The 21,402-nt window shown below is 52.8% G+C and carries 14 protein-coding genes and 1 pseudogene; 9 read left to right on the top strand and 6 right to left on the bottom strand.

Annotated features, from left to right (window positions below):
- Positions 1-390 precede the first annotated feature (390 nt).
- Positions 391-519, top strand: coding sequence for a hypothetical protein (locus tag NYE48_RS27035; RefSeq protein WP_341000515.1), 129 nt, complete (start codon positions 391-393; stop codon positions 517-519).
- Positions 520-580: 61 nt separating this feature from the next.
- Here NYE48_RS27035 and NYE48_RS27030 read toward each other — a convergent pair whose 3' ends face one another.
- On the bottom strand, positions 581-1,873 hold the full coding sequence (locus NYE48_RS27030; RefSeq protein WP_341000514.1) for an MFS transporter: 1,293 nt from the start codon (positions 1,871-1,873) through the stop codon (positions 581-583).
- A gap of 211 nt (positions 1,874-2,084) precedes the next feature.
- Here NYE48_RS27030 and NYE48_RS27025 point away from each other — a divergent pair, with 211 nt between their 5' ends.
- Complete coding sequence (locus NYE48_RS27025; RefSeq protein ID WP_341000513.1) at positions 2,085-3,224, top strand: 5-methyltetrahydropteroyltriglutamate--homocysteine S-methyltransferase; 1,140 nt, start codon at positions 2,085-2,087, stop codon at positions 3,222-3,224.
- 122 nt (positions 3,225-3,346) lie between these two features.
- On the opposite strand, the gene NYE48_RS27020 is transcribed toward NYE48_RS27025, so the two are convergent.
- Entirely contained in the window at positions 3,347-5,977 is a 2,631-nt protein-coding gene (locus NYE48_RS27020) for a family 16 glycosylhydrolase (protein ID WP_341000512.1), read from the bottom strand.
- A 193-nt stretch (positions 5,978-6,170) separates the two neighbouring features.
- Here NYE48_RS27020 and NYE48_RS27015 point away from each other — a divergent pair, with 193 nt between their 5' ends.
- Together NYE48_RS27015 and helD are read left to right on the top strand one after the other, a co-directional pair.
- Positions 6,171-6,818 carry a uracil-DNA glycosylase gene (locus NYE48_RS27015; RefSeq protein WP_341000511.1) on the top strand — a complete coding sequence of 216 codons (648 nt, stop codon included), beginning with the start codon at positions 6,171-6,173 and terminating at the stop codon, positions 6,816-6,818.
- A gap of 228 nt (positions 6,819-7,046) precedes the next feature.
- Positions 7,047-9,461, top strand: a complete 2,415-nt coding sequence (gene helD, locus NYE48_RS27010; protein WP_341000736.1) for an RNA polymerase recycling motor HelD — start codon at positions 7,047-7,049, stop codon at positions 9,459-9,461.
- A gap of 238 nt (positions 9,462-9,699) precedes the next feature.
- Here the strand turns inward: helD and NYE48_RS27005 are convergent, their stop codons facing one another.
- Positions 9,700-10,965: a peptidase M56 gene (locus tag NYE48_RS27005; protein ID WP_341000510.1), complete on the bottom strand. Its 1,266-nt coding sequence runs from the start codon at positions 10,963-10,965 to the stop codon at positions 9,700-9,702.
- A 294-nt stretch (positions 10,966-11,259) separates the two neighbouring features.
- Here NYE48_RS27005 and NYE48_RS27000 point away from each other — a divergent pair, with 294 nt between their 5' ends.
- Positions 11,260-12,540: an ArsB/NhaD family transporter gene (locus NYE48_RS27000; protein WP_341000509.1), complete on the top strand. Its 1,281-nt coding sequence runs from the start codon at positions 11,260-11,262 to the stop codon at positions 12,538-12,540.
- Between the two features lie 37 nt (positions 12,541-12,577).
- Here NYE48_RS27000 and NYE48_RS26995 read toward each other — a convergent pair whose 3' ends face one another.
- Positions 12,578-13,294, bottom strand: coding sequence for a hypothetical protein (locus tag NYE48_RS26995; protein ID WP_341000508.1), 717 nt, complete (start codon positions 13,292-13,294; stop codon positions 12,578-12,580).
- Positions 13,295-13,607: 313 nt separating this feature from the next.
- On the opposite strand from NYE48_RS26995, the gene NYE48_RS26990 reads away from it, so the two are divergent.
- The 3 genes from NYE48_RS26990 (at position 13,608) to NYE48_RS26980 (ending at position 19,194) form a co-directional block, all read left to right on the top strand.
- Positions 13,608-15,107, top strand: coding sequence for a malate:quinone oxidoreductase (locus tag NYE48_RS26990; RefSeq protein ID WP_036714430.1), 1,500 nt, complete (start codon positions 13,608-13,610; stop codon positions 15,105-15,107).
- A gap of 188 nt (positions 15,108-15,295) precedes the next feature.
- Positions 15,296-16,759: a protein adenylyltransferase SelO gene (locus NYE48_RS26985; RefSeq protein ID WP_341000507.1), complete on the top strand. Its 1,464-nt coding sequence runs from the start codon at positions 15,296-15,298 to the stop codon at positions 16,757-16,759.
- Between the two features lie 329 nt (positions 16,760-17,088).
- Positions 17,089-19,194, top strand: coding sequence for a TerD family protein (locus NYE48_RS26980; protein WP_341000506.1), 2,106 nt, complete (start codon positions 17,089-17,091; stop codon positions 19,192-19,194).
- Positions 19,195-19,267: 73 nt separating this feature from the next.
- Here the strand turns inward: NYE48_RS26980 and NYE48_RS26975 are convergent, their stop codons facing one another.
- Entirely contained in the window at positions 19,268-19,828 is a 561-nt protein-coding gene (locus tag NYE48_RS26975) for a PadR family transcriptional regulator (RefSeq protein WP_341000505.1), read from the bottom strand.
- Between the two features lie 176 nt (positions 19,829-20,004).
- On the opposite strand from NYE48_RS26975, the gene NYE48_RS26970 reads away from it, so the two are divergent.
- A complete protein-coding gene (locus NYE48_RS26970; protein ID WP_212952621.1) occupies positions 20,005-20,499 on the top strand; it encodes a phenolic acid decarboxylase in 495 nt (164 codons plus the stop codon).
- 193 nt (positions 20,500-20,692) lie between these two features.
- Here NYE48_RS26970 and NYE48_RS26965 read toward each other — a convergent pair.
- A pseudogene (locus tag NYE48_RS26965) lies at positions 20,693-21,371 on the bottom strand (YdeI/OmpD-associated family protein).
- Between the last annotated feature and the right edge of the window lie 31 nt (positions 21,372-21,402).

Raw genomic sequence — 21,402 nt, 5'->3', positions numbered from 1 at the left:
GCAATTTAGATTTTAACAACTCCGATGGAGGGTTGTACAAGATTTAAGGCAGTCAAGGTAGGCAATGGAAACTTGATCGATTTAAGCGCAGTAGCGCGAACGGATTGCCGGGCAACGGGGCGTGCGTGACCATTGGCTTCTTCCGGATAAATGGGTCGACGTACGGATCGCTAGAATGCTGAGGTGACCCGTTTGATCGATCAGTAATACAACCAAAACAACCATTGATGACATGGGAAGTCGTCAATGGTTGTTTTTTTCTTCCTAATTCAGGATCGCGCCTGCCGAGGACGGCGGCTTTGCTTGCGGAGCGCGCCCCTTTTTTACGGAGATGCAAGAAGGTAGCTGATGTCCTCTACCATACAGGCGCCATGGATGTAACGCACATCGATGATTCGCTCAACGAACATGCCGCCGGTACAGGAGGTTTTATCGGGTGAAAAGGACTGGCTGCTGGAAAATGAAGTGGATGGGCGGCACGGCGGCCTGGATATGTCCATTTATGTTTTGGCCGTATGAAAAAAGCAGGATAAGCGAAGCGGCTTATCCTGCTGGTTAAGCATGGAGCTGGTCGGGGAAGTTACTCGCTTATGACATCAGGACTGGTTGTTGTCACGGCATGGAAAGCCCGGCGGCCGATCAAGCCAACCCCCATCGCCAGCAAGGTAAGGCCGGCCGCGAACAGGTACAGGTTCACGATGCCGAACTTTTCGGCGAGGGCGGCCATGGCCAGCAGCGAAATGCAGAAGATCAGGTTCAGCAGGGAAGCTTGAGCCGACAGCACTTTGGGCAGCATCCTCTTGTCCACGCTTCGCTGGATCAAGGTGCGCCGGTTGATGACCGAAAGCTCGGCGAACGGTCCCATCAGCAGCACGAGAATAAGAGCCAAAAAGGGATGGGTGTTAATCGCATAAACAGCGGCCAGGATGCCGTATCCGGCCATGCCGATCAGCATGGCGGCCAGGAAGCGGCTGCCGATGGCCCGCGCTAGGGCCAGGACAACCAACCCGCCGCCAACCGACCCCGCAAAATACGCCGCATTGATGAACCCCCACCACTCTTCGCCTTGCCCAAGCGCAGTTTGAACGAATGCCAGCGTAAAGGCGCCGACCCATACCGAGCCGCCCAGCATGTCGATCATGTCCATAAAGGTCAGCATCCGCAGGCTCGGCATCCGCCAGATCATTTTCCAGCCTTCGGTCAGGGTGTGCCATCCGGTAGATGGTACCCCCGGGTTGTCGCGGCTGCCCTCAGGCGCAACGTCGATCTGCCGCTGTACAGGCCGGGCTTCCGCCGGCTCCTTGACCCCGAGCGTAAAAGCCGCCGCCAGCCCGTAGATGACGGCCGTCAACAGCAGCGTGGGGCCGGGTCCCAGCAAAGCAACGATAACGCCGCTCAGCCCCCAGCCTGCAAACTGCACCACCTGGTCGCTGACGCTGATCAGGCTGTTTGCTTTGAGCAGACCCTGCTCCTGGGCAACGAGCCGCGGTACGAGCGCGTTGCGGGCGGGAACCGTCCATCCGTCCAGGAAGGACATGGCAAAAACCAGCGCAAAGACAAGAGCAAACAGCGCATCGTTTCCGCTGAGCCGCAGGTAGACGGCCAAACCTACGAACAGCAGAAACTGGCCCGTCTGCGAAAAAAGCAATAACGCGGGCAGTTTGAAGCGGTTCAGCAGCAGCGGCGCAATCAGGCCGCTCAGCATTTGGGCGCCGCTGCGCATGAGCGGCATAAACGCCGCCGACACGATCGAGTCGGTCTGGTTCAATACGAGGACGGTAAGCGCCATAATATAGAGCACATCCGCGGCGTTTGCAGCCGTCTGGGTGGTCCAGAGAAAATAGAAAGGACGGGTTAATATCGATGATTTCATTGCACGTGCAGTCTCCGTTTCTTGGTACATGATGTCAGAGGACTCGTAACAAGAATAAGGATACGGGAACTTGAAGGTTTTTACAATTCAAAGGGACAGCCATTTCGCTATAGCTAATAACTATAACGTGCTATAACCTTTTGGTAGAACGATATAACCAATGGGGTGTGCTATAGTATTTTTAATATTTTTTTTCGAGGAGATAAATCAGATGACCACTCAAACCGAACCTAAAAAGCGAACCGTTTCTCCGTTTCGATATGATATCGTCGGCAGCTTTCTGCGGCCCCAGGCGTTAAAAGAGGCCAGATTGAAATTCCAGAGCGGCGAAATGACAGCCGGGCAGCTGAAGGAAGTCGAGGACGCCGAAATCGTCAAGCTCGTGCGAAAACAAAAAGAGGTGGGCCTTCAAGCGGTAACCGACGGTGAATTCCGACGCTCCTGGTGGCATCTGGACTTCTTTTGGGGCTTGGACGGCGTAGGACGAACCATCATTGATCAGGGTTATCAATTCAACGGCGCCGAGTCGAGGCCCGAAACCGCCCGCCTGACCGGCAAAATCCGTTACAGCGGCCATCCGTTTGTTTCGCACTTTGCATTTTTAAAAGAGGCGGCAGGCGACGACGTCGTGGCCCGTCAATCGATTCCCGCGGCCGCGCAGTTCCTGTTCGAGCTGGACCGGGCAGAAAATCAGGAAAGCACGAAGGCTGTCTACCCGAATCGGGAAGAGCTGGTTTCGGACATTGCCAAAGCGTACAAAGCGGCGATTCTTGATTTTTATGAAGCCGGCTGCCGCAGCCTTCAATTCGACGATTGCACGTGGGGAGCGCTGTGCGACGAGCAATTCATGGCATTCATGAAGCAGGCAGGCGTGGATGTCGCCGAATATGCGAACGAATTTGCGAAATTGAACGGGGAAGTGGTATCCGGTCTGCCGGATGATCTCGTTGTCACGACGCATGTATGCCGCGGGAATTATGTTTCAACTTATGCTGGCGTAGGCGGGGGTTACGAGCCGATCGCCCAGACGCTTCTCGGCATCGATGACTACTCCGGCTTCTATTTGGAGTTTGATACCGATCGTGCAGGCGATTTTAAGCCGCTTCGATTCCTGAAGGACCATCAACAGGTCGTGTTGGGGCTGTTCTCATCCAAGTTCGGCGAGCTTGAGAGCAAGGAGGATATTTTGAAGCGGATCGAAGAAGCGACGCAATACGTCGATCTGAACCGGATTTGCCTAAGCCCGCAATGCGGGTTTGCTTCCACCGAAGAAGGCAACCATCTGACCGAGGAAGAGCAGTGGCGCAAGCTTGCTTTTATTAAGGAGATTGCGGAAGAGATTTGGAAGTAGGAATTTAAGCAGCCAATAGATAAATCAGGGCCCTTCGTGTTGGAAGGCGCCCTGATTTTTTATGCTTTCTTGCATGCCTGGCACGCAACTGGTTTATTTGAAGCCATATGATGCGCTCGGGATTATTCCGGCGTTCCTTGAGTTATCCCGTGAACATACGTCTGCCATGGGGTGTCCAGCGCCCCCTGCCCCGGATTATAGGTAAAGAAATATTCGACCTTATCCCCTTGCTTCAGGTTGCGGACGGAGTAGGTGTAGTTGCCGTTCCCCGCCGGGGTCATGGCAACGTTCAACTGCACGCCGTTGTTGACCTTATAATGCAAGTCGGCAAAGGTGGCGCCGTTCACATAGAACAGCAGGTCATCACCGATCTTCTTCAGCCCTTTCACCCCATCGCCGATGACGATGACGGTGGAAGGAGGCGGCACAACGGTGATGGTGGCGCTGGCGGTTTTATTGCCGTCGGCGGTTGTCGCCGTGACGGTTGTCGTACCCGGAGCGAGCCCGGTCACGAGACCGCTCGGACTTACGGATGCGGTACTGCCGCCCGCAACCCACCACGTGACCTGCTTATTCGTTGCATTGGACGGTGCTACATTGGCGTTCAACTGGACGCTTTGCCCGACTTCCACCTGCGCCGTGCTCGGATTCACCGTAACGCCGGTAACGGGTACGTTTCCTGGATTTTGCCCGCCCTGGCCTGCTTTGTACACCCGTACATAGTCCACCTGCATCGTGGCAGGGATATCCGACGCATCCGGGGTCCGGCCCCCGTCAAAGGCCCCGCCGATCGCCAGGTTCATAATAAGGTAGAACGGCTGGTCGAAAGGAGCGTTCGGATTGTTCGGCGCCGCTGCGGAATCCCATTGATCCCGGGTCGCTTTAAAGAAGAACTTGCCGTCCACGTACCATTTGATGTTGTCCTCTTCCCAGACGACCGAATAGACATGGTAGTCATTGGCGAAGGTTTGCCCTGCAGGGAAGTGGTATTCGCCGGAAAGATGCCGGTTCGCCGGCCATTGCCCGCCGAAGTGGATGGCTCCGCTCGTCGCGCCGGGCAAGCGCCCTCTAGCTTCCATGACGTCGATTTCCCCGGAGGACGCCCATGTCCCGTAGACATTATCCTGCGGAAGCATCCAGAGTGCCGGCCAGATGCCGTTGCCGGTGGGCAACTTGGCGCGGAAGTCGACTCTGCCGTATTTGAAGGAAAAATGATCCTTGGTATTGATTTTGCCGGAGGAGTATTGCGCATACCGATTGGGATCCTGCGGGAACGATTTTGGCTCGTTCAAGGCTCTGATATTTAGCTTTCCGTCCTGCACGAAAACATTTTGCGCGCTATCGGTATAGTGCTGCAGCTCCGAATTGCCCCAACCCCAGGTATTGGGATCGTCATTGAGATAATACCCTGTTTCGTAGTTCCACTTGCTGCGATCCAGCGCCGTTCCGTTAAACTCATCCTGCCAGATAAGGTTCATGCCTTCGATGGCCGGGTCGCTTGGCGTTCCGATCGGAATATCCTCCTGTCCGGTGACATCCGGGCGGGGAGCATCCGGATTGCCGATCAAAGTATAGTTGACGAAGTTGTTGCCCACGTTCCCACCTGCCTGACCATTTAATGGATAGCCGATACGGATCTGCATATTCTCTTGGATCGGCTGAAACCACAGGCCGTAGATATGGTCTGCCCAATATCCCCACTGATTGGCTGCGGACATGTTGTTGTAGCCGTTCGCCGAATATGCGAATCCGCTCCGGCTCGAATCAGCCAGATCCACCCACTGTCCGTTGATGTTGATCTGGTAAACGAAATTGCCAAGCTCCTTGGCGATCGGGGCGCTTCCGTCAATCTTGGGCAGCGGAATGCCGATGGCGCCGTTCGCGTCCGCCGTAAAGGTCGTTCCTTCATAAGGCGTAAGGAGATAAGCATTTCTTGCGGGTTCATTAAAAGTGATGGTGTACACGAGGTTGGCCGAAGAGGTTTTGGATTGCAGTTTGACATTGATCGATTCCGTGACGTTAAACCAGTATCCGCCGCCGCCATCGGTGAATTGGCCGAAGTTTTGGTCGTAAATCCAGCCGCTGGCCGCATTGTTGTCGATATCGATCCATTCGCTGCCGTTTACCGGCTTCACGTACACCTTCAAATCATCCGCTACCGCTTCATAGGTAATGGCCGGATCGTTGTTGAATATCGGATAGGTAAAGCCGGCACCGCCCGTAAAACCCGCCGTAATTTGCGGCCCTTGCGTCGGGGTCATCGCCGTGATGGTGGTTTTGTTGATGTTTTGAAACACAAGCCTGTAATCCAGCGTAACCCCGTTTGCTTTGGAGTACAGCTGAATCTCCGTTGTTGCGGAGAGGGTGAACCAATAGCCGGTAAAGCCGCCGTCGTTCCAGTGACCCCAATTCTGGTTATAGACAAAGCTGCCGACGCTGTCGATATCGACCCAGCTGCCGTTGACTTTTACCTTGACGCCCAAATCCTGAGCCACGTCATTCCAAGTGGCGGCGCCTCCGTTAAAAATCGGCATCACAAAACCATAGCTGGCCTGGCCGACCCCTGATTTCGTGATGACAGGCCCGTCTGCCGCCGAGAAGTACGTCATCGAGGAAATGGTGGTTCCGGCCGTTTCGGCAGCTTGAACCTGCGAAGTTGGCCATAGTCCGGCCCCGGTCAGCAGGAGGACTGCCAAAAACAAGCTCCATGCCTTTCTCCTGAACAGCCTTTTCGCAGCATAAGATCGCTTCATAAATACCCCCCTTGAACATAATGGATTCCCGGCTAACGAGCGAATCGGAAAACGCTTACAACCGGGAGTGACTTCATTCTATCGAAAACCATCCTGCGATGAACAGGTACCGTTTTTTGGGTTTGGGGTCTGTTTTTTCGGGTTTAGCCGGGCATAATGGAATCATGACATATAAGAGGAAGGAAGGTGCTGCATGACGGCGGAATCAAATCATCCCTGCATCATCCTGCCCGAAGAGCAAGCGCCCGAAGGTATGCAGCATTGCGAACGTTGCGAGCTGTTCAAACAGCGGACCCGCATCATCTGGGGGGAAGGCAATCCGCAGGCTTCGCTCATGATGATCCTGGATAATCCGGGGGCGCGGGAGGACCGGGAAGGCAATCCGTTTTTGTGCGGTACCCGGGAAACCCTTCAACTCGGCATGAGGGAAGCGGGCATGGATATCCACTCCGTTTACGTGACCTATTTGCTGAAACGCCGGCCGGTTCGTGCTTACGATAAGCCTGCCACCCGAGCGGCGTGCCTTCCGCATCTGCAGTCGCAGCTTGTTCAGAAGCAGCCGCTCGTCCTGTTCGGTTTTGGAAATGTTGTGGCCGAAGGATTATTTCCGCAGATGGAAAATGCCACCGTCAAAGAGCTGCGGGGGAGCTGGCATGAGTTTGAGGGGATCCCGATCGGCTTCACCTACCATCCACTGGCAGTAAGAAGAAGGCCCAATTTGCTAAAGTTCTTTGTCGAGGATTTGAAAGCATTGCGGGAGAAGTGGGAGGAGAGGGCTGCCGCTTCATGCCCTGAGACGAACATTCAACATCGCGGCCCTATGCCCCGCGTCGGCGAGTAGTATATGGCAAAAACCCAAAAAAACCCGGCAGATTCTGCCGGGTTTATCTTATGACTAAATGAAGTTGCACACAAAGAAACACTATGATATGATGAAAGAACTGTCAACATTCTTTGCAAACATCATAGTAATCCCATCTTATTTACACTTTAATCTTACCACAGGACATGGCAGTCTGTCAAACCTTCTTTTTCTTCAAAATCGAGCGAAGGAGTGTGCTGGAAATTGATCAACGCAAAGGATTGGAAGCAAGAGCAAGAGCGGCTGGACATGGTCACGGAAAAACTGCAGGCAAGAATCGCCGAACTGGAGCCAGAGGTGGCCGGTCTGCATGGTCAGGTGACGGACATCCGCAAACAATTTTGGGAGGAAGTTACCGTCAACACGAGCACGGATGAGGATTTCGAAGAAACCTTCTACAGCATTCGCCAGCAAGAGGCGATATTGTCCGAGCGGGAGCGAAGCCACCGGCAGCGCGTGCAGCAATGGAAAAACATGAAGCGGCTGCTGTCATCCCCTTACTTTGGACGGATCGATTTCCAAGAAGACGGCCTGGGTTTTACCGAAAAGGTCTATATCGGCGTCGCGTCTTTCGTCGATTCGGACGGCATGGAGTTTCTGGTTTACGATTGGCGCACTCCGATCGCCAGCATGTACTACGATTACTCCCCGGGGGAAGCCGGTTATGATACGCCGGGCGGATACGTGTCCGGCAAAATGAAGCTGAAACGGCAGTATCAGATCCGCGAGGGGCAATTGCACAACGTGTTCGATACCAGCCTGACGATCGGCGACGAATTGCTGCAGCAGGTGCTCGGAAAAGGCGCGGACAACCAGATGAAAAGCATCGTCGCGACGATCCAAAAAGAGCAAAACGCCATTATCCGCGAGGATAAAAGCCGGATGCTTATCGTGCAAGGGGCGGCCGGCAGCGGGAAAACCTCGGCGGCGCTGCAGCGGGTCGCGTACTTGCTGTATAAACATCGGGAGCGGCTGAAGGCCGACCAAATCGTGTTGTTTTCGCCGAATCCGATGTTTAACAGCTACGTCTCGACCGTTCTTCCCGAGCTTGGCGAAGAAAACATGCAGCAAACGACCTTCCAGGAATATTTGGATTACTGGCTTGGCAGGACGTTCCGGTTGGAGGATCCGTTTGATCAGATCGAATACGTGCTGACGGAGCCGTCCGCGCAAGGGTACGAGGCCCGGCTAAGCGGGATTCGTTATAAGGCGTCCGAAGCATTCCTGCAAGCCCTTCAAAATTACGCAGGGTGGTTGGAGCGCGAGGGCATGCGATTCCAAAGCATTCGCTTTCGGGACCGCGATTTGATCACGGCGGAGCAAATGGAGTCCAAGTTTTACGGCTATGATCCTTCCATCCGCATCACCAACCGCATGGCCATGCTGCAGGAGTGGCTGTTGGGCGAACTGGCCGCGCTGGAGAGAAAAGAGCGGGAGGCGCTATGGGTGCAGGAGGAGCTGGATTATCTCGACAAGGACCAATACGCCGAAGCGTACCGGCAGCTGCACAAAGACAGGGGCGTTTTCGATTTTGCCGAGCAATATGAGGAAATCCGCGAAAGGCTGCAAGGCGAGCGCAGGCCGGATGAAGGCGATTTCGACTATGCCGATCGGGAGGAGCAGCTGCTGCGGCGGATGATCGTCAAGGAGCAGTTTAAGCCGCTGAGACGAAGCGTGAAGCGGATGTTGTTCATCGATATGGCCAGGCTCTACGTCCAGTTGTTCGAAAATGAAGATGCATTCAAAAAGATGACGGGCGGAGCGGAAGCGCCCCCGTTTTGGCCGGAAATCTGCGAGCAGACCCGGGAAAAGCTAAGCCGCAGCGAACTGTTTTATGAAGATGCCACGCCGTACCTGTATTTAAAAGAGTTGATCGAAGGCGTCCGCACGAATACGGAAGTCCGGCATGTCTTCGTCGACGAGGGCCAGGATTATTCGATGTTTCAATATGAGTTCCTCAAAAGATTGTTCCCCCGCGCCCGCATGACGGTTCTCGGCGACTTCGGCCAGGCGATCTTTGCTCAAGCGACGGAGCTGTACGGTGGAGATTCGCCGCTTACCCGGCTATACGGAGCAACGGAAACGCGCTTGTTCCGCCTGGTTCGCAGCTACCGGTCTACCCGGGAGATCGTGGAATTCTCGAAGTCGCTGCTGCCGAACGCCCAAGAGATCGTGCCGTTTGAACGAAGCGGCAGAAAACCGCTTCTCTCTAAGGCGGAGAGCAAGGAAAAGCGGGCGGAGCAAATTGCCGAGCAGCTTGACGCGCTGCGGGCGGAAGGTTTGACTTCCATCGGCGTCATCACGAAAACGGCGGCCGAAAGCGAGGAAGCTTATAACCTCTTGATGCAGCATGGCTCCGAGGGGATCAAGCTCATTACGAAAAACACGCCTACCTTTGAGAAGGGGACTTTGATTCTTCCCGTCTACCTTGCCAAGGGCGTTGAATTCGACGCAGTGCTCATTTATGACGCCTCTTCGGAAACCTATCATCGGGAAAGCGAACGCAAGCTTTTTTATACAGCGTGTACGCGTGCCATGCATCGGCTTTTGCTTTTCGGAACGGGAGAATGGACCCCGTTTATTCGGGGGATGGATTCATCGTTGTATGAGGTGAAGCCATAAGTTGCATCAACACCCAAGTTGATTTGGGGGTGAACCCAAAACAACCTTTGCTGCCCTGCACGGCCGGCAAAGGTTGTTTTTGTGCGGCAAAGATCTACTCCAGATAAGCGAACCTTTCAGGGGCGAAGTTTCGATGTCCGTTTTGCGGTCCGGCTTGCCCTTCTTTCAGCAGCTGATCTGCGAGGATGCCGCTTTTCAGGGAGCGGAGCTGATTTTCCGGCGTGAGATGATCCGATTTTTAATTTTGGTAGGGAGCGAGTATCAGAGCTTCCAGGTTTGTTTCCTGGTATTGCTCTTGGCCTAAAAACAACGAAGCATAATAGACATCGTCTTGCTTCCACATATATATGGTTTGGCTTTTTAATTTCGACGGTTCGGAATGACGAGGCCCAAAATAGACCTGATGGTTGTCGGCATAAGCGGTAATTTCCACGCCATGGATCTGCAGCTTGCGAAGATACGACAGTTTGGCCGGATTAAAAAGAGGCGCTTTGCTCTGGTAAAACCACAGTTCGTCGTTGAGATCGTAAATGGTCGAATCGTACGGCGGGCTATAGGTGTTCCACAGCGCATCCGCCGACTGTCTGAACGCGTACCCGGTATTGTGATCCTTCGTCCGCAACAAAATCGAATTGCTCAGCGTAAACTGCGTATCCGGCAAGTCCGTCGGGAACTTCAACGGTATGCCCAGGATCTTTTTGGCTGCGTTCAAATCCGTCTCGTCGTACAGGGGAAAGGAGTTCCCCTCGCCATCGTAGCGAACGTGCCGGGTCTGCTCCGGGAATACAAAGGATTGGACGACTTTCGCGAGCTCTTCATTCGTGAGGATTCCGCCTCGTAACAGCCGCCGTTCTTTTGAGGCATCGTTTTCGCTGTAATAGTTGATTGCATACGTGACGCCGCCATCCTGCCAGACGAAGCTTCTGGCTCCTCCCCGCTTACGATCGGAGCTCTGCGTCTTCGAGAATAACGTGCCTTTGACATGGCCGGCAGCAACTGCCTCTTGAATGAAGGGAAGTGTCGTTGTCGTTTGTTGGGTGCTAGGAACTCCCCACAGCAAACCGTGCTCCCATATATGGCCGTTCCCTTTGACCGCCAGCATTTCGATCTGTTGTTCGTTTTTGCCGCCGAATTGGGAAACGAATCGGATGGAGACCGCATCTAAGAGATCTGACCTGTCGGCATTCGAAAATGACTTATACAAATCCACATTTTGAAGTTGGTAACCTGCCGGGAGGTAATCCGGAACTTTAAAATCAAATCCGGCAAACTTCCGGGCCCGATCGAGGCTGTGAAACCACTTAAACAAGTCGTCATTCAGTCGGTTTATCTTTAACAGGGAGGGCTCGATTTTGGAGATTGTTCTGGAACCCGTACCCTGGCCGGTGCTTTCCTTGCTTTCCGTCCCTTGGGTCAGCCATGCGGCGCTGAGCGCCAACATCAGGAGGATCGCAGCGGCAAATAACGAATATGTGACTTTTTTGTACTTAAAAATTATAATCATCCTCCTTTTCCTTTTTACTCCCATTGATACATAACGCCCAAAAGGGTATTGAAGTTACAGATGAATCGGCATACAAGCCACGGGTTTCCAGTCCGGATTCGGGTCATGCATCGGATACCTTTACACTGATTCGGGGTATTGTTATACTAGTTATAATCAACTTCATACGGATTATCGGAGGAGCCTGCCATCGGTAGGCTCCTTTTTGCCTTTTTTTGGCCTGCCGAAGGTTTCTTTCATGACAATCCACATGTTGGGGAATATTGAAGAAAACAACGCTTTCGGGAGGGGTTTATGGAAAACCAGGCAATTTTGGCAATCGGCATTTTTCTCGTCATTTACGGGTTTATCATTGCGGAGAAGATCCACCGTACCATCGTCGCGATGATTGGCGGAACGTTAATGGTCGTCTTGGGCATCGTTGACCAAGAAACGGCCCTGCATCACATTGACTTCAATACACTGGGTCTGCTTGTCGGCATGATGATTATCGTAGGGGTGACGGCTGAAACGGGACTGTTTAAGTACATTGCCGTCGTTGCCGCCAAAAAGGCGAAAGGGGAGCCTGTCCGGATTCTGATCGCATTGGCGCTGATTACGGCGGTGGGATCGGCCTTTTTGGATAACGTGACGACCGTTCTGCTTATGGTGCCGGTGACGTTCAGCATTACCAAACAGCTGCGCGTCAATCCCGTACCTTTTCTCATAACGCAAATCATTGCCTCTAATGCAGGGGGTACCGCCACCTTGATTGGCGATCCTCCGAACATTATGATCGGGAGCGCCGTGAAAGAATTGTCCTTTATGGATTTCATCGTCAATTTGGCGCCGATTGCTGCCCTCGTCATGGCCATGTATATCCCGATTTTTATTTTCCTGTTCCGCAAAAAAATTCAGACGACAAACGAATTGAAACAAACCATCATGGAGATGGACGAAAGCGAACTGATCACCGATCGCGGGCTTTTGCGGAAGTGCCTGATCGTGTTGGGATTGACGATCCTTGGGTTCTTTACCCATCAGCTGCTGCATCTGGAATCGGCGACCGTCGCATTGGCGGGGGCCTTCCTGCTGCTGCTGCTTACCGGAGAACACATGATGGAAGAAGCATTCGCCAAGGTAGAATGGACGACGATCTTTTTCTTCGTCGGTTTGTTCGTGCTGGTGTCCGGCCTTATTGAAACGGGCGTGATCGCCAAATTGGCCGAGCAAGCCATCGAACTGACCGGAGGGGACCTGGTAACGACGTCCATGCTGATTTTATGGCTGAGCGCGATTGCATCGGCTTTTCTGGACAACATCCCGTTCGTAGCCACGATGATTCCGATGATCCAGGAGATGGGCCATATGGGTGTCAGCAATTTGGAGCCGCTTTGGTGGAGCCTTGCGCTTGGAGCATGTTTGGGGGGCAACGGATCGCTTATTGGCGCCAGCGCCAACCTCATTGTGGCCGGGATGTCGGGGAAAGAAGGCCATCCGATCCGGTTCGTGCAATTTTTGAAGTACGGTTTTCCTTTAATGCTGCTTTCGATCGTTTTATCCAGCATCTACGTTTACTTTCGTTACTTGGTTTAGTTGCAGGTCGGATATCTCTTCGAAAAAGGGAGCGCCTCTAAGGCTCTCCCTTTTCTCTTATTGTCTTTTGTTCGATGATCCGCTTGCTAAGGGCGTGAATCAAAATTTGATGCCTGGGCTCGTCCGGATCCGCGCTTCGCAAATTCACCGCATAAATCAGAGGCGTACCCGGGATCGAAGGATGATAATACCTCTCGACCGAAAACCCTCCCAACTTGGCTTTGTCCATATTGGAGGCTGCCAAGGCGAGTTCGACGGCTTTTGTTTCGGAAAATGAGGGGTGCATGGGGCGGTTCAGCGTCCTTTTCTTCAGATCGCGATAGATTCTGCCCTCGACGCGCAAAACGACGCCCCGTTCGTTCATTTGAACAACCAGCCCGTCGTTCCAGACCGGCGTTTTATAGAGAAGGTGTTGCAGCCTGACTTGGATCGTATCGTCGGAAAGCCGGTTGACTTCGGTCGCCTTCATGTCGGTTCTTGCGTTGCTCAAGCCGTAGACGGCCTTGTTATGATTCAAAAACTCATAGGCGATCCACTGGGGCGAATGTTTCGACGGTTTTGACAAGTTTCCCGCAAGCAAGGAGGGAGTGTTGGCATTTGGATCCCAATGGATCGTGAGCGTATCCCCGCTTTCTTTTTTTAACCTGTGCAGCGCTCTATTTGCGTCTCTGGGCACCTCTTCGGAAGCCGCCAAAGCGATGGCGGGCGATGAAAAAACGAGCGTCCCCATCAACAACAGCAAGAAAAGCCTCATGGATTCAACTCCTTTGTATACCAATAGGCGTTATGGATATTTTTGGCTTAAAACCAGGCTATTATTCACCGAAGCACCGGATTATAGCTTTGGTTTTTTGTGTTTTCCCAAGGTTTTGTGCCTCGTTTCACGCTTCTTCCGTGTAATCGGGTTGTAAATGGCATATAACAATCATTTAATAGTCTATAAAATAGTGATATACTAGGAGCAGGTAATCATTCATCCAGAAAAGGTGTTGACCAGGTCGCACTCTGACTTGCCGTGAGAGCGCCTACATCTTTTCTCCAAATATTAGCGTATAAGGGCGGTAAACATGAGCAACAGACAAACCGAAACAGACGTTATTTTAATTGGTGCCGGAATCATGAGTGCGACTTTGGGAACATTGCTGAAGGAATTAGTGCCGTACTGGGACATTAAGGTGTTCGAGAAGCTGGCCAGCCCGGGAGAAGAAAGCTCCAACGAATGGAATAATGCGGGAACGGGGCACGCCGCGCTGTGCGAGCTGAACTACACGACCGAAAAACCGGACGGATCTATAGATATTAGCAAAGCCATAAAAGTAAACGAGCAGTTTCAAGTCTCCATGCAGTTCTGGTCCTATCTGGTGAACAGCAAGCTGATCCGCAACCCGCAAGATTTTATCATGCCGTTGCCTCATATGAGTCTGGTGCAAGGGGAGCAAAACGTAGCGTTTTTGAAAAAGCGCTTTGAAGCCATGTCCAAAAATCCGTTGTTCCAGGGCATGCAATACTCGGATAATCCGAAAAAATTGATGGAATGGATTCCGCTGATCATGAAGGAACGGGCATCGAACGAACCGATGGCGGCGACCAAAATGGACTCCGGAACGGACGTGAACTTTGGCGCTTTAACGCGCATGCTGTTCGACCATTTGAAAAGGAAAGACGTGGAAATCCGTTACAAACATCACGTTGACGATATTAAACGCGCCGGAGACGGCAAATGGGAACTGAAAGTGCGGAACGACCGCGGCGAAGTCGAACGCTATAAGGCCAAATTCGTTTTTATCGGCGGCGGGGGAGGAAGCCTTCCTTTGCTTCAAAAATCGGGCATTCCGGAAGGAAAACATATCGGCGGCTTCCCGATCAGCGGCCTGTTCATGGTGTGCAACAATCCGGAGGTCGTCGCGCAGCACCATGCCAAAGTGTACGGCAAAGCCAAGGTCGGCGCGCCTCCGATGTCCGTGCCGCATCTGGACACGAGATTCATCGATCATAAAAAATCGCTTCTTTTCGGACCGTTTGCAGGGTTTTCGCCGAAGTTCCTGAAGACGGGTTCCATGTTCGATTTGATCGGCTCGGTCAAACCGGACAACATCTTAACGATGCTCGCGGCAGGCGCCAAAAACCTGTCGTTGACCAAATACCTGATCCAGCAAGTGTTGTTGTCGAAAGAAAAACGGATGGAAGAGCTGCGGGAGTTCATCCCGAACGCCAAAAGCGAAGACTGGGACCTGCTGGTGGCGGGCCAACGCGTGCAGGTCATCAAAGATACGGTCGATGGCGGCAAAGGCACGCTTCAGTTCGGTACGGAGGTAGTCAGCGCCGCCGATGGATCGATCGCCGCATTGCTTGGCGCTTCTCCGGGTGCGTCTACCGCCGTTTCCGTCATGCTTGAGGTCATCGAAAAATGCTTCCCGGACCAGCTCAAAGCATGGCAGCCGAAAATCAAGGAAATGATCCCTTCCTACGGATTGTCGCTGGTGGATAACCCTGAACTGATCCGCGAAATTCATGAATCGACCACGCGGGCGCTGGGCCTGAACAGCGAACTGCAAACCATCGTGTAGCCGATATATAGATGATTCAAACGGGCCTTCGTCCAAAGCCTCACGGGACGGGGGCCGTTTTGTTTGGCCGGTCTGCCGCTTGCTCGAAGCACGGTTTTGCCGAAAACGGTATAATAAAGAGAAGAAGTGGACATTTAAAAAGCGATGGGACAATAGGATCATACATGCCTCAAACATAAGGAGAGTTTATGGAAAATCATAAAAAAGCAGGATGGAACTTCGACAATAGCTATGCCCGGCTGCCGGAAACCTTTTTTTCGCGGATCGAGCCGACTCCGGTGCGTGCGCCGCAGCTGGCCATTCTGAATCGCCCGTTGGCGGAGTCCCTCGGGCTCGACGTTCAGGCGCTGCAAAGCGAAGGCGGCGCAGCGGTATTAGCCGGGAATCAAGTACCGGAAGGGGCCGCGCCTATTGCGCAAGCTTACGCAGGGCATCAATTCGGACATTTTAACATGCTGGGGGACGGGAGAGCCGTGCTGCTTGGGGAACAGATTTCCCCCAATGGCAAGAGGGTGGACATCCAGCTGAAGGGTTCGGGCAGAACGCCATACTCGCGGGGAGGCGACGGGCGTGCCGCGCTTGGACCGATGCTGCGCGAATACATCATCAGCGAAGCCATGCACGCGCTGGGCATTCCGACCACCCGCAGCCTGGCCGTCGCCGCGACGGGGCAGCCCGCCATCCGCGAAAGCGAATTGCCCGGTGCGGTTCTAACGCGCGTCGCTTCCAGCCATATCCGCGTCGGAACTTTTCAGTACGCGGCGCATTTCGCTACGATCGAGGATCTGCGCAGCCTTGCCGACTATACCATCAGCCGCCACTATCCGGACATCGGAGCGGGAGGGGACCGGTACCTTGCGCTGCTTGAGGAAGTCATCAAACGCCAGGCTTCGCTGATCGCCAAATGGCAGCTTGTCGGCTTTATCCACGGCGTCATGAATACCGACAATATGGCCATTAGCGGCGAAACGATCGATTACGGCCCTTGCGCCTTCATGGATGCCTATGATCCGGCGACGGTGTTCAGCTCCATCGATACGCAAGGCCGGTACGCCTACGGCAATCAGCCGCCGATCGCCGGCTGGAATCTGGCGCGATTCGCCGAAACGCTGCTGCCGCTTTTGCACGATGATCCGGAGCAGGCCGTCAAGCTGGCCCAGGACAAAATATCCGGTTTTAAGGATGTGTACGAAGGGTACTGGCTTCAGGGCATGAGAGCCAAGCTCGGGCTGTTGAACGAAGAAGAAGAGGATAAGGAACTGATCGGCGACCTTCTGGATCTCATGGAACAGTATCATGCCGATTATACGAACACCTTCCGCGCGTTAACTTTGGATACCCTAGAGGGTACGGATCTGTTTCAATCTTCCGAGTTTGGGGCGTGGCATAAGCGTTGGAAAGCGCGGCTCGGCAGACAGCAGGAGGGGGAAGTTTCCTCGAAGGAGCTGATGCGAAGCAGCAACCCGGCCGTCATTCCAAGGAATCACCGGGTGGAGGAGGCGCTGGAAGCCGCAACGGAGGATGAAGACTTCAGCGTAATGGAACAGCTTCTTGAGGTGTTGTCGAACCCGTATGCGTATTCTGCGGAACAGGATGAATACTGTATCGTTCCTAATACGATCACGCCTTACCGGACGTATTGCGGCACGTGATCAAGCGGCCTTTTTCCCTGCATTTTGGGGAGGAAGGCCGTTTTGTTTTGCTTGCAGCCCTTTTACATATCTTTTCCATGTCGTAATACTTCCGCCCTGTTTGCCCTCCGAGGAATATGCGATGATGGATGCATCAAAGGTTCGAGGCCGCGGGCTTTGAAACTTTGGTCCTCAGGCTATTGCGGTCCTTCCTTCTCTTTCAAATTGGCGAATTAGGGCCGCGGCTTTCCTGAAGGATTTCCGGCATGAAAGGAGGCATCCAGGCTATTGTATTCCTTCCTTCTTTTTGACTTAAACCACATTAGGGATACGGCTTTCCTGGAGTCTTGATGATGATAAACACCATTTATTTGAGAAGAGCAAGCAAAGTGATCGTAAACCGGAGGCAAAATCCGGAGCCGGTGTCCAAAACGCATTTGGCGACGGCCTTGAAAAATATCGCGCAGCTTGGATTTGCGTTTTCGCCTCCGCTGATGCACGCCGTACGTACGATGTCCCAAGAGGAGTTTGCCTCGTTTTACGACGGCCTGGTGGCCGACCTCAAAGTGATGGTAGGCGCTCATGTCCCATACACCCCGATGTATCCCGACTTCCCGGTGCAGGTCATGGAGGAAACGGACGCCGAGCTGTACTTGAATGCCGTCTTTCATTACCTGACGCTGAACCTGCCGGAGGGCGAACCTGCGGACAGACCGCCTTTGCCGGATGAGGCCGCCCTGAAAGTCATCGACCTGGGAAGCAAAGCGGAGTTTCACGCGATGATTCGCAGGGTGATCCAAGCCAAGGGTTCAATTTCCGAGACGGATCAAAAAGATATCGATGCCGCGATCGAATACGCGGAGCCGCATGAATTGGATGACCTTCTTCCTGACGAGATTCCGTTTAAAGAAAACGCGGGATTCGTGGCGGCTTCCCTCATGAAGCATGACAAGGCCAACCTGCATCTCATCGGGAAATACTTCAAAACCGCGACCGATGTTCTTCGCCTGGCTGCGGCTTGGTCGGACGGCGACGTGAGCCTGGCGCAGGCGACGCGTTTCCGTAAATTCAAACGCCGCGAGAGACGGCTGCTGCTGGGGCTGCTGGAACAATGCGGCGGCCAGATTGCGGAGGATATGCTTCGGTATAAGGAGCGCTGGGTTCGCCTCGGCGAAATTTTGCATCCGTCGGAATACGGGGCCCGTTTCAAGCGCTGCCGGGAAGCTTTTGATATTTTGCGGAACGACAAGCCATTGACGACCTGGGGGGGAAGCGTCGAGCTTGCCTTTCAATATCGCAACGTCTGGACGTTGATCGATCTGTTGACGCGGCGTCCGGGCGAATTGGCCAGAAGATTGGATCATTTGCTGCGGTCGACCGAATACACCGATTATGTTGCGCTGGCGTTCGGCGAGGTTGCGGATCAGGTATCGACGCCCGTGCTGCTGCAGGTGAAAAAACATTTTGCCTGCCGCCATGAGCCTCGCGGGCTTCGCGTCTTTTTCCCGAAAGGCAACGCGGCCAAGGCCTATGCCATTCCAGACGCGCGCCCGGAGATCGACGCAGCGGTGTGCGAGGAAATCACGGCCTTATGCGAAAAGGCGCTGCTCAAGCGCTTCGCGGAGCTGCCTCCGCTGGGGAAAACCTACGTCGATGAGCGCTTGCGGCGCTACAACGTCCCGTTCTCCCAAAGATCGGCAAGCAAAGCTTTGCGTACGATCGTTCGGGGGAGCCGCGTGCCGATGGGCGAGGGGGACACCGTTCGTTTTTTCACCTGGTGGAAAGAAGGAATGGTCGACGGCAAACCGACGGGCCGCGTAGATATCGACCTGTCTGCGGTGATGTATGATCGCGACTGGAACTATGTGGAGCATATATCGTATACGAACCTGCGCTCCTCCAAATACCGGGCCGTGCACAGCGGGGATATCGTGTCCGCCCCTCAGGGGGCGTGCGAGTTCATTGATCTCCATATCCCTTCCGTGGTTGACTATGGCGGACGGTATATCGTGGCTTCCCTCCATTCCTATACGAGCCAACCGTATTGCGATTTGCCGGAGTGCTTCGCGGGGTGGATGATGCGCAAGAAACCGGGTTCCGGGGAGATTTTCGAACCGAAGACGGTTGCCAATAAAATCGATATTACCGCCGATACCCAAATTGCGATCCCCGTCATCTTAGATTTGGTGGAGCGCACGGTGATCTGGACCGATTTGTCCCTGACAAGATATCCGCATTACGTCAACAACGTCGAGGGGAACCAAAAAGGAATGGTCTTGATGGGCAAAGCGATGACTGAGCTCCGAAAACCCGATCTGTACGATTTGTTCATGCTTCATGCCAAAGCAAGAGGGGAGCTCGTGGACACCCCGGAACAGGCTGAGGCTGTGTTTTCGGTGGAACATGGGGTCACGCCGTACGATATCGAGCTTATCATGGCCGAGTATATGGCGTGAGTCTTTCATGGATCAAAACTAGGGCAGCCTTGCGCTGCTTTTTTTATTGTGGGCATGGGTTGACTTGATTGTTTCAGTACTCTCGTTTTTTGATGATCTCCAGGCTTTGTTCCAGCCATTTCACATAGCTTTCTTCCCTGGAAATAGCTTTGGTCAGAACGAAATAATGACCCAGCTGATCCGCATCGATTTCTAGGGGATGCTGCTCTCCGAAAATTTGTTGATATTGCTCCCGCAAGTAAGCTAATTTGGCGGACCTTATATTAAATTGATTGCGAAACAAAGCCTCCACCTTATCTTTAGGAATATGCTTGATGAAATACAATTTCAATATAAAAACATCTTTTTCGGTTTCGATCGTTTCGTCGGGCACCACCAGCCATTGTTCCAGTTCCTTTTTTCCCTCCGAAGTCAGCCGATACATTTTTCTCTCCAGCTTTTCCCCGGACATCTCTATATATTGACTGATTAAATTTTCGCTTAATAGCTTCTTTAACTCGATATAAATCTGGCTGTGCTTGGCACTCCAGAATTGTCCGATTTCCTCTTTGAACTCTCCCGTAATGTCGTAGCCGCTCATATCTTTTTTGCTTAACAGCCCCAGGATCGCATGTTTTAAAATTCGTTTTCCCATAAATGATCACTCCGATTTTGCGCAACTTCATTTGACAATAGTATATCACAGGCATACAATAAATATGTAAACATTAACACGTTCAATATTACATGTTGTATGTTTAATGATGATCTCGGATGCACATCTGTTTATATGGGTGCACCATGTTGAAGGAGGACTTATGGATGAAAAGCTTGGAGGATTTTTTGGGAAGCCACATGATTTACACGTACGAAAACGGATGGGAGTACGAAATATATATTAAAAACGAAGACACGATCGATTACCGGATTCATAGCGGAATGGTCGGCGGCCGCTGGGTTCGCGATCAAAAGGTGAATATCGTAAAACTCGTGGACGGCGTATATAAGGTTTCCTGGACGGAACCTACAGGCACGGATGTATCGCTGAATTTCATGCCGAATGATAAAAGAATGCACGGGGTCATCTTCTTCCCGAAATGGGTGCACGAACACCCCGAAATTACGGTCCGTTATCAGAACGATTTCATCGATTTGATGGAAGAATCCCGCGAAAAATACGAGACGTATCCCAAGTACGTGGTGCCCGAGTTTGCGGATATTACTTATATTGGAAATCCGGGGACGAATAATGAGAAAGTCGTTTCACAAGCTCCTTATGAGGGAATGACGGATGACATCCGTTCCGGAAAATTGAAGTTCGACTAAACCGCAAAAGCAATGGAAGCTCCATTTAGCCGTTTAAGAATGGGCCAATAATTGAGAAACATAAAAACACCTTCGAGAGCCGGCCATGTCCAAACGATGTGGGGAACAATCTTGAAGGTGTTTTTGTCGTTAAAATGCCCACAAGAAAGAACCCCCATCCCAAGCGGATGGAGGATTCTTGTGTTGGCGCGGGTTACGGATGGTCCTTGCGGTAAAGATCGCGGCTTTTGTAACCTGCCTGCAGAATCATTTTCATTTCTTCCCGGCGTTTGGCTTGGGTTGCCTCTTGTTTGGCACTGTACACATACCGCGCCCAATCTTTGCGGTAGCCGGCGGTCAGCGTTTGGTAAAACGCGAGCAGCTCCGGCGTATCTTCCAAATCCTTTTCCACGCGGGGAATCATCGCAATGTAATCGTCCACGCGCTGACTCGGCTGGGAAGAGGTTTGTTCCTTCGCTTTGCCCTTGGCGTCCCGCTTGAAGCCGACAACCGTAAAAACTTCGTCCAGCCCGACCATGCGCGCAAATTTGATGCCGCTGTCCCCGATATATCCTTCTTCGTCGCTGCCTAAGCCCGGAAACAAATCATCGCGGTGAATATACGTGGGATACGTCTTATTTCCTTTTTTGGGGTAAGCCGCAAAGAGATAGCCGTTTGGGTTGAAGAAGGTTCTGCTCAATAATCCGATAAACCAGTTCCTTCAGCGATTCCAGATTCAGCACAAAAGCAAAAATGAGGTCGTAAGGGCCGTCCTTCAGCACGGTGTCGTAGCCTGTCAGGTCCGGAAAATAATCCGTTCCATCAGGCTGATTCAATATCGCTGCATGCTTGTACTTTTGCAAGCCAAGCTTTTCTACGATGGATTTGGACATTGGGTTCATCTCCTGCCTGTTCTCGAATGTT

Origin of the sequence: Paenibacillus sp. FSL M7-1455 (genome assembly GCF_038004655.1) — a bacterium.
Taxonomy (GTDB): Bacteria; Bacillota; Bacilli; order Paenibacillales; family Paenibacillaceae; genus Paenibacillus_AQ; species Paenibacillus_AQ cookii.
This window is presented reverse-complemented; position numbering and strand designations above follow the sequence as displayed.

Excerpts from the sequence above, each read along its gene's own strand:
- NYE48_RS27035 (WP_341000515.1), top strand. The coding sequence starts at position 391 with ATGATTCGCTCAACGAACATGCCGCCGGTACAGGAGGTTTTATCGGGT.
- NYE48_RS27030 (WP_341000514.1), bottom strand. The coding sequence starts at position 1,873 with ATGAAATCATCGATATTAACCCGTCCTTTCTATTTTCTCTGGACCACC.
- NYE48_RS27025 (WP_341000513.1), top strand. The coding sequence starts at position 2,085 with ATGACCACTCAAACCGAACCTAAAAAGCGAACCGTTTCTCCGTTTCGA.
- NYE48_RS27020 (WP_341000512.1), bottom strand. The coding sequence starts at position 5,977 with ATGAAGCGATCTTATGCTGCGAAAAGGCTGTTCAGGAGAAAGGCATGG.
- NYE48_RS27015 (WP_341000511.1), top strand. The coding sequence starts at position 6,171 with ATGACGGCGGAATCAAATCATCCCTGCATCATCCTGCCCGAAGAGCAA.
- NYE48_RS27005 (WP_341000510.1), bottom strand. The coding sequence starts at position 10,965 with ATGATTATAATTTTTAAGTACAAAAAAGTCACATATTCGTTATTTGCC.
- NYE48_RS27000 (WP_341000509.1), top strand. The coding sequence starts at position 11,260 with ATGGAAAACCAGGCAATTTTGGCAATCGGCATTTTTCTCGTCATTTAC.
- NYE48_RS26995 (WP_341000508.1), bottom strand. The coding sequence starts at position 13,294 with ATGAGGCTTTTCTTGCTGTTGTTGATGGGGACGCTCGTTTTTTCATCG.
- NYE48_RS26990 (WP_036714430.1), top strand. The coding sequence starts at position 13,608 with ATGAGCAACAGACAAACCGAAACAGACGTTATTTTAATTGGTGCCGGA.
- NYE48_RS26985 (WP_341000507.1), top strand. The coding sequence starts at position 15,296 with ATGGAAAATCATAAAAAAGCAGGATGGAACTTCGACAATAGCTATGCC.
- NYE48_RS26980 (WP_341000506.1), top strand. The coding sequence starts at position 17,089 with ATGATGATAAACACCATTTATTTGAGAAGAGCAAGCAAAGTGATCGTA.
- NYE48_RS26975 (WP_341000505.1), bottom strand. The coding sequence starts at position 19,828 with ATGGGAAAACGAATTTTAAAACATGCGATCCTGGGGCTGTTAAGCAAA.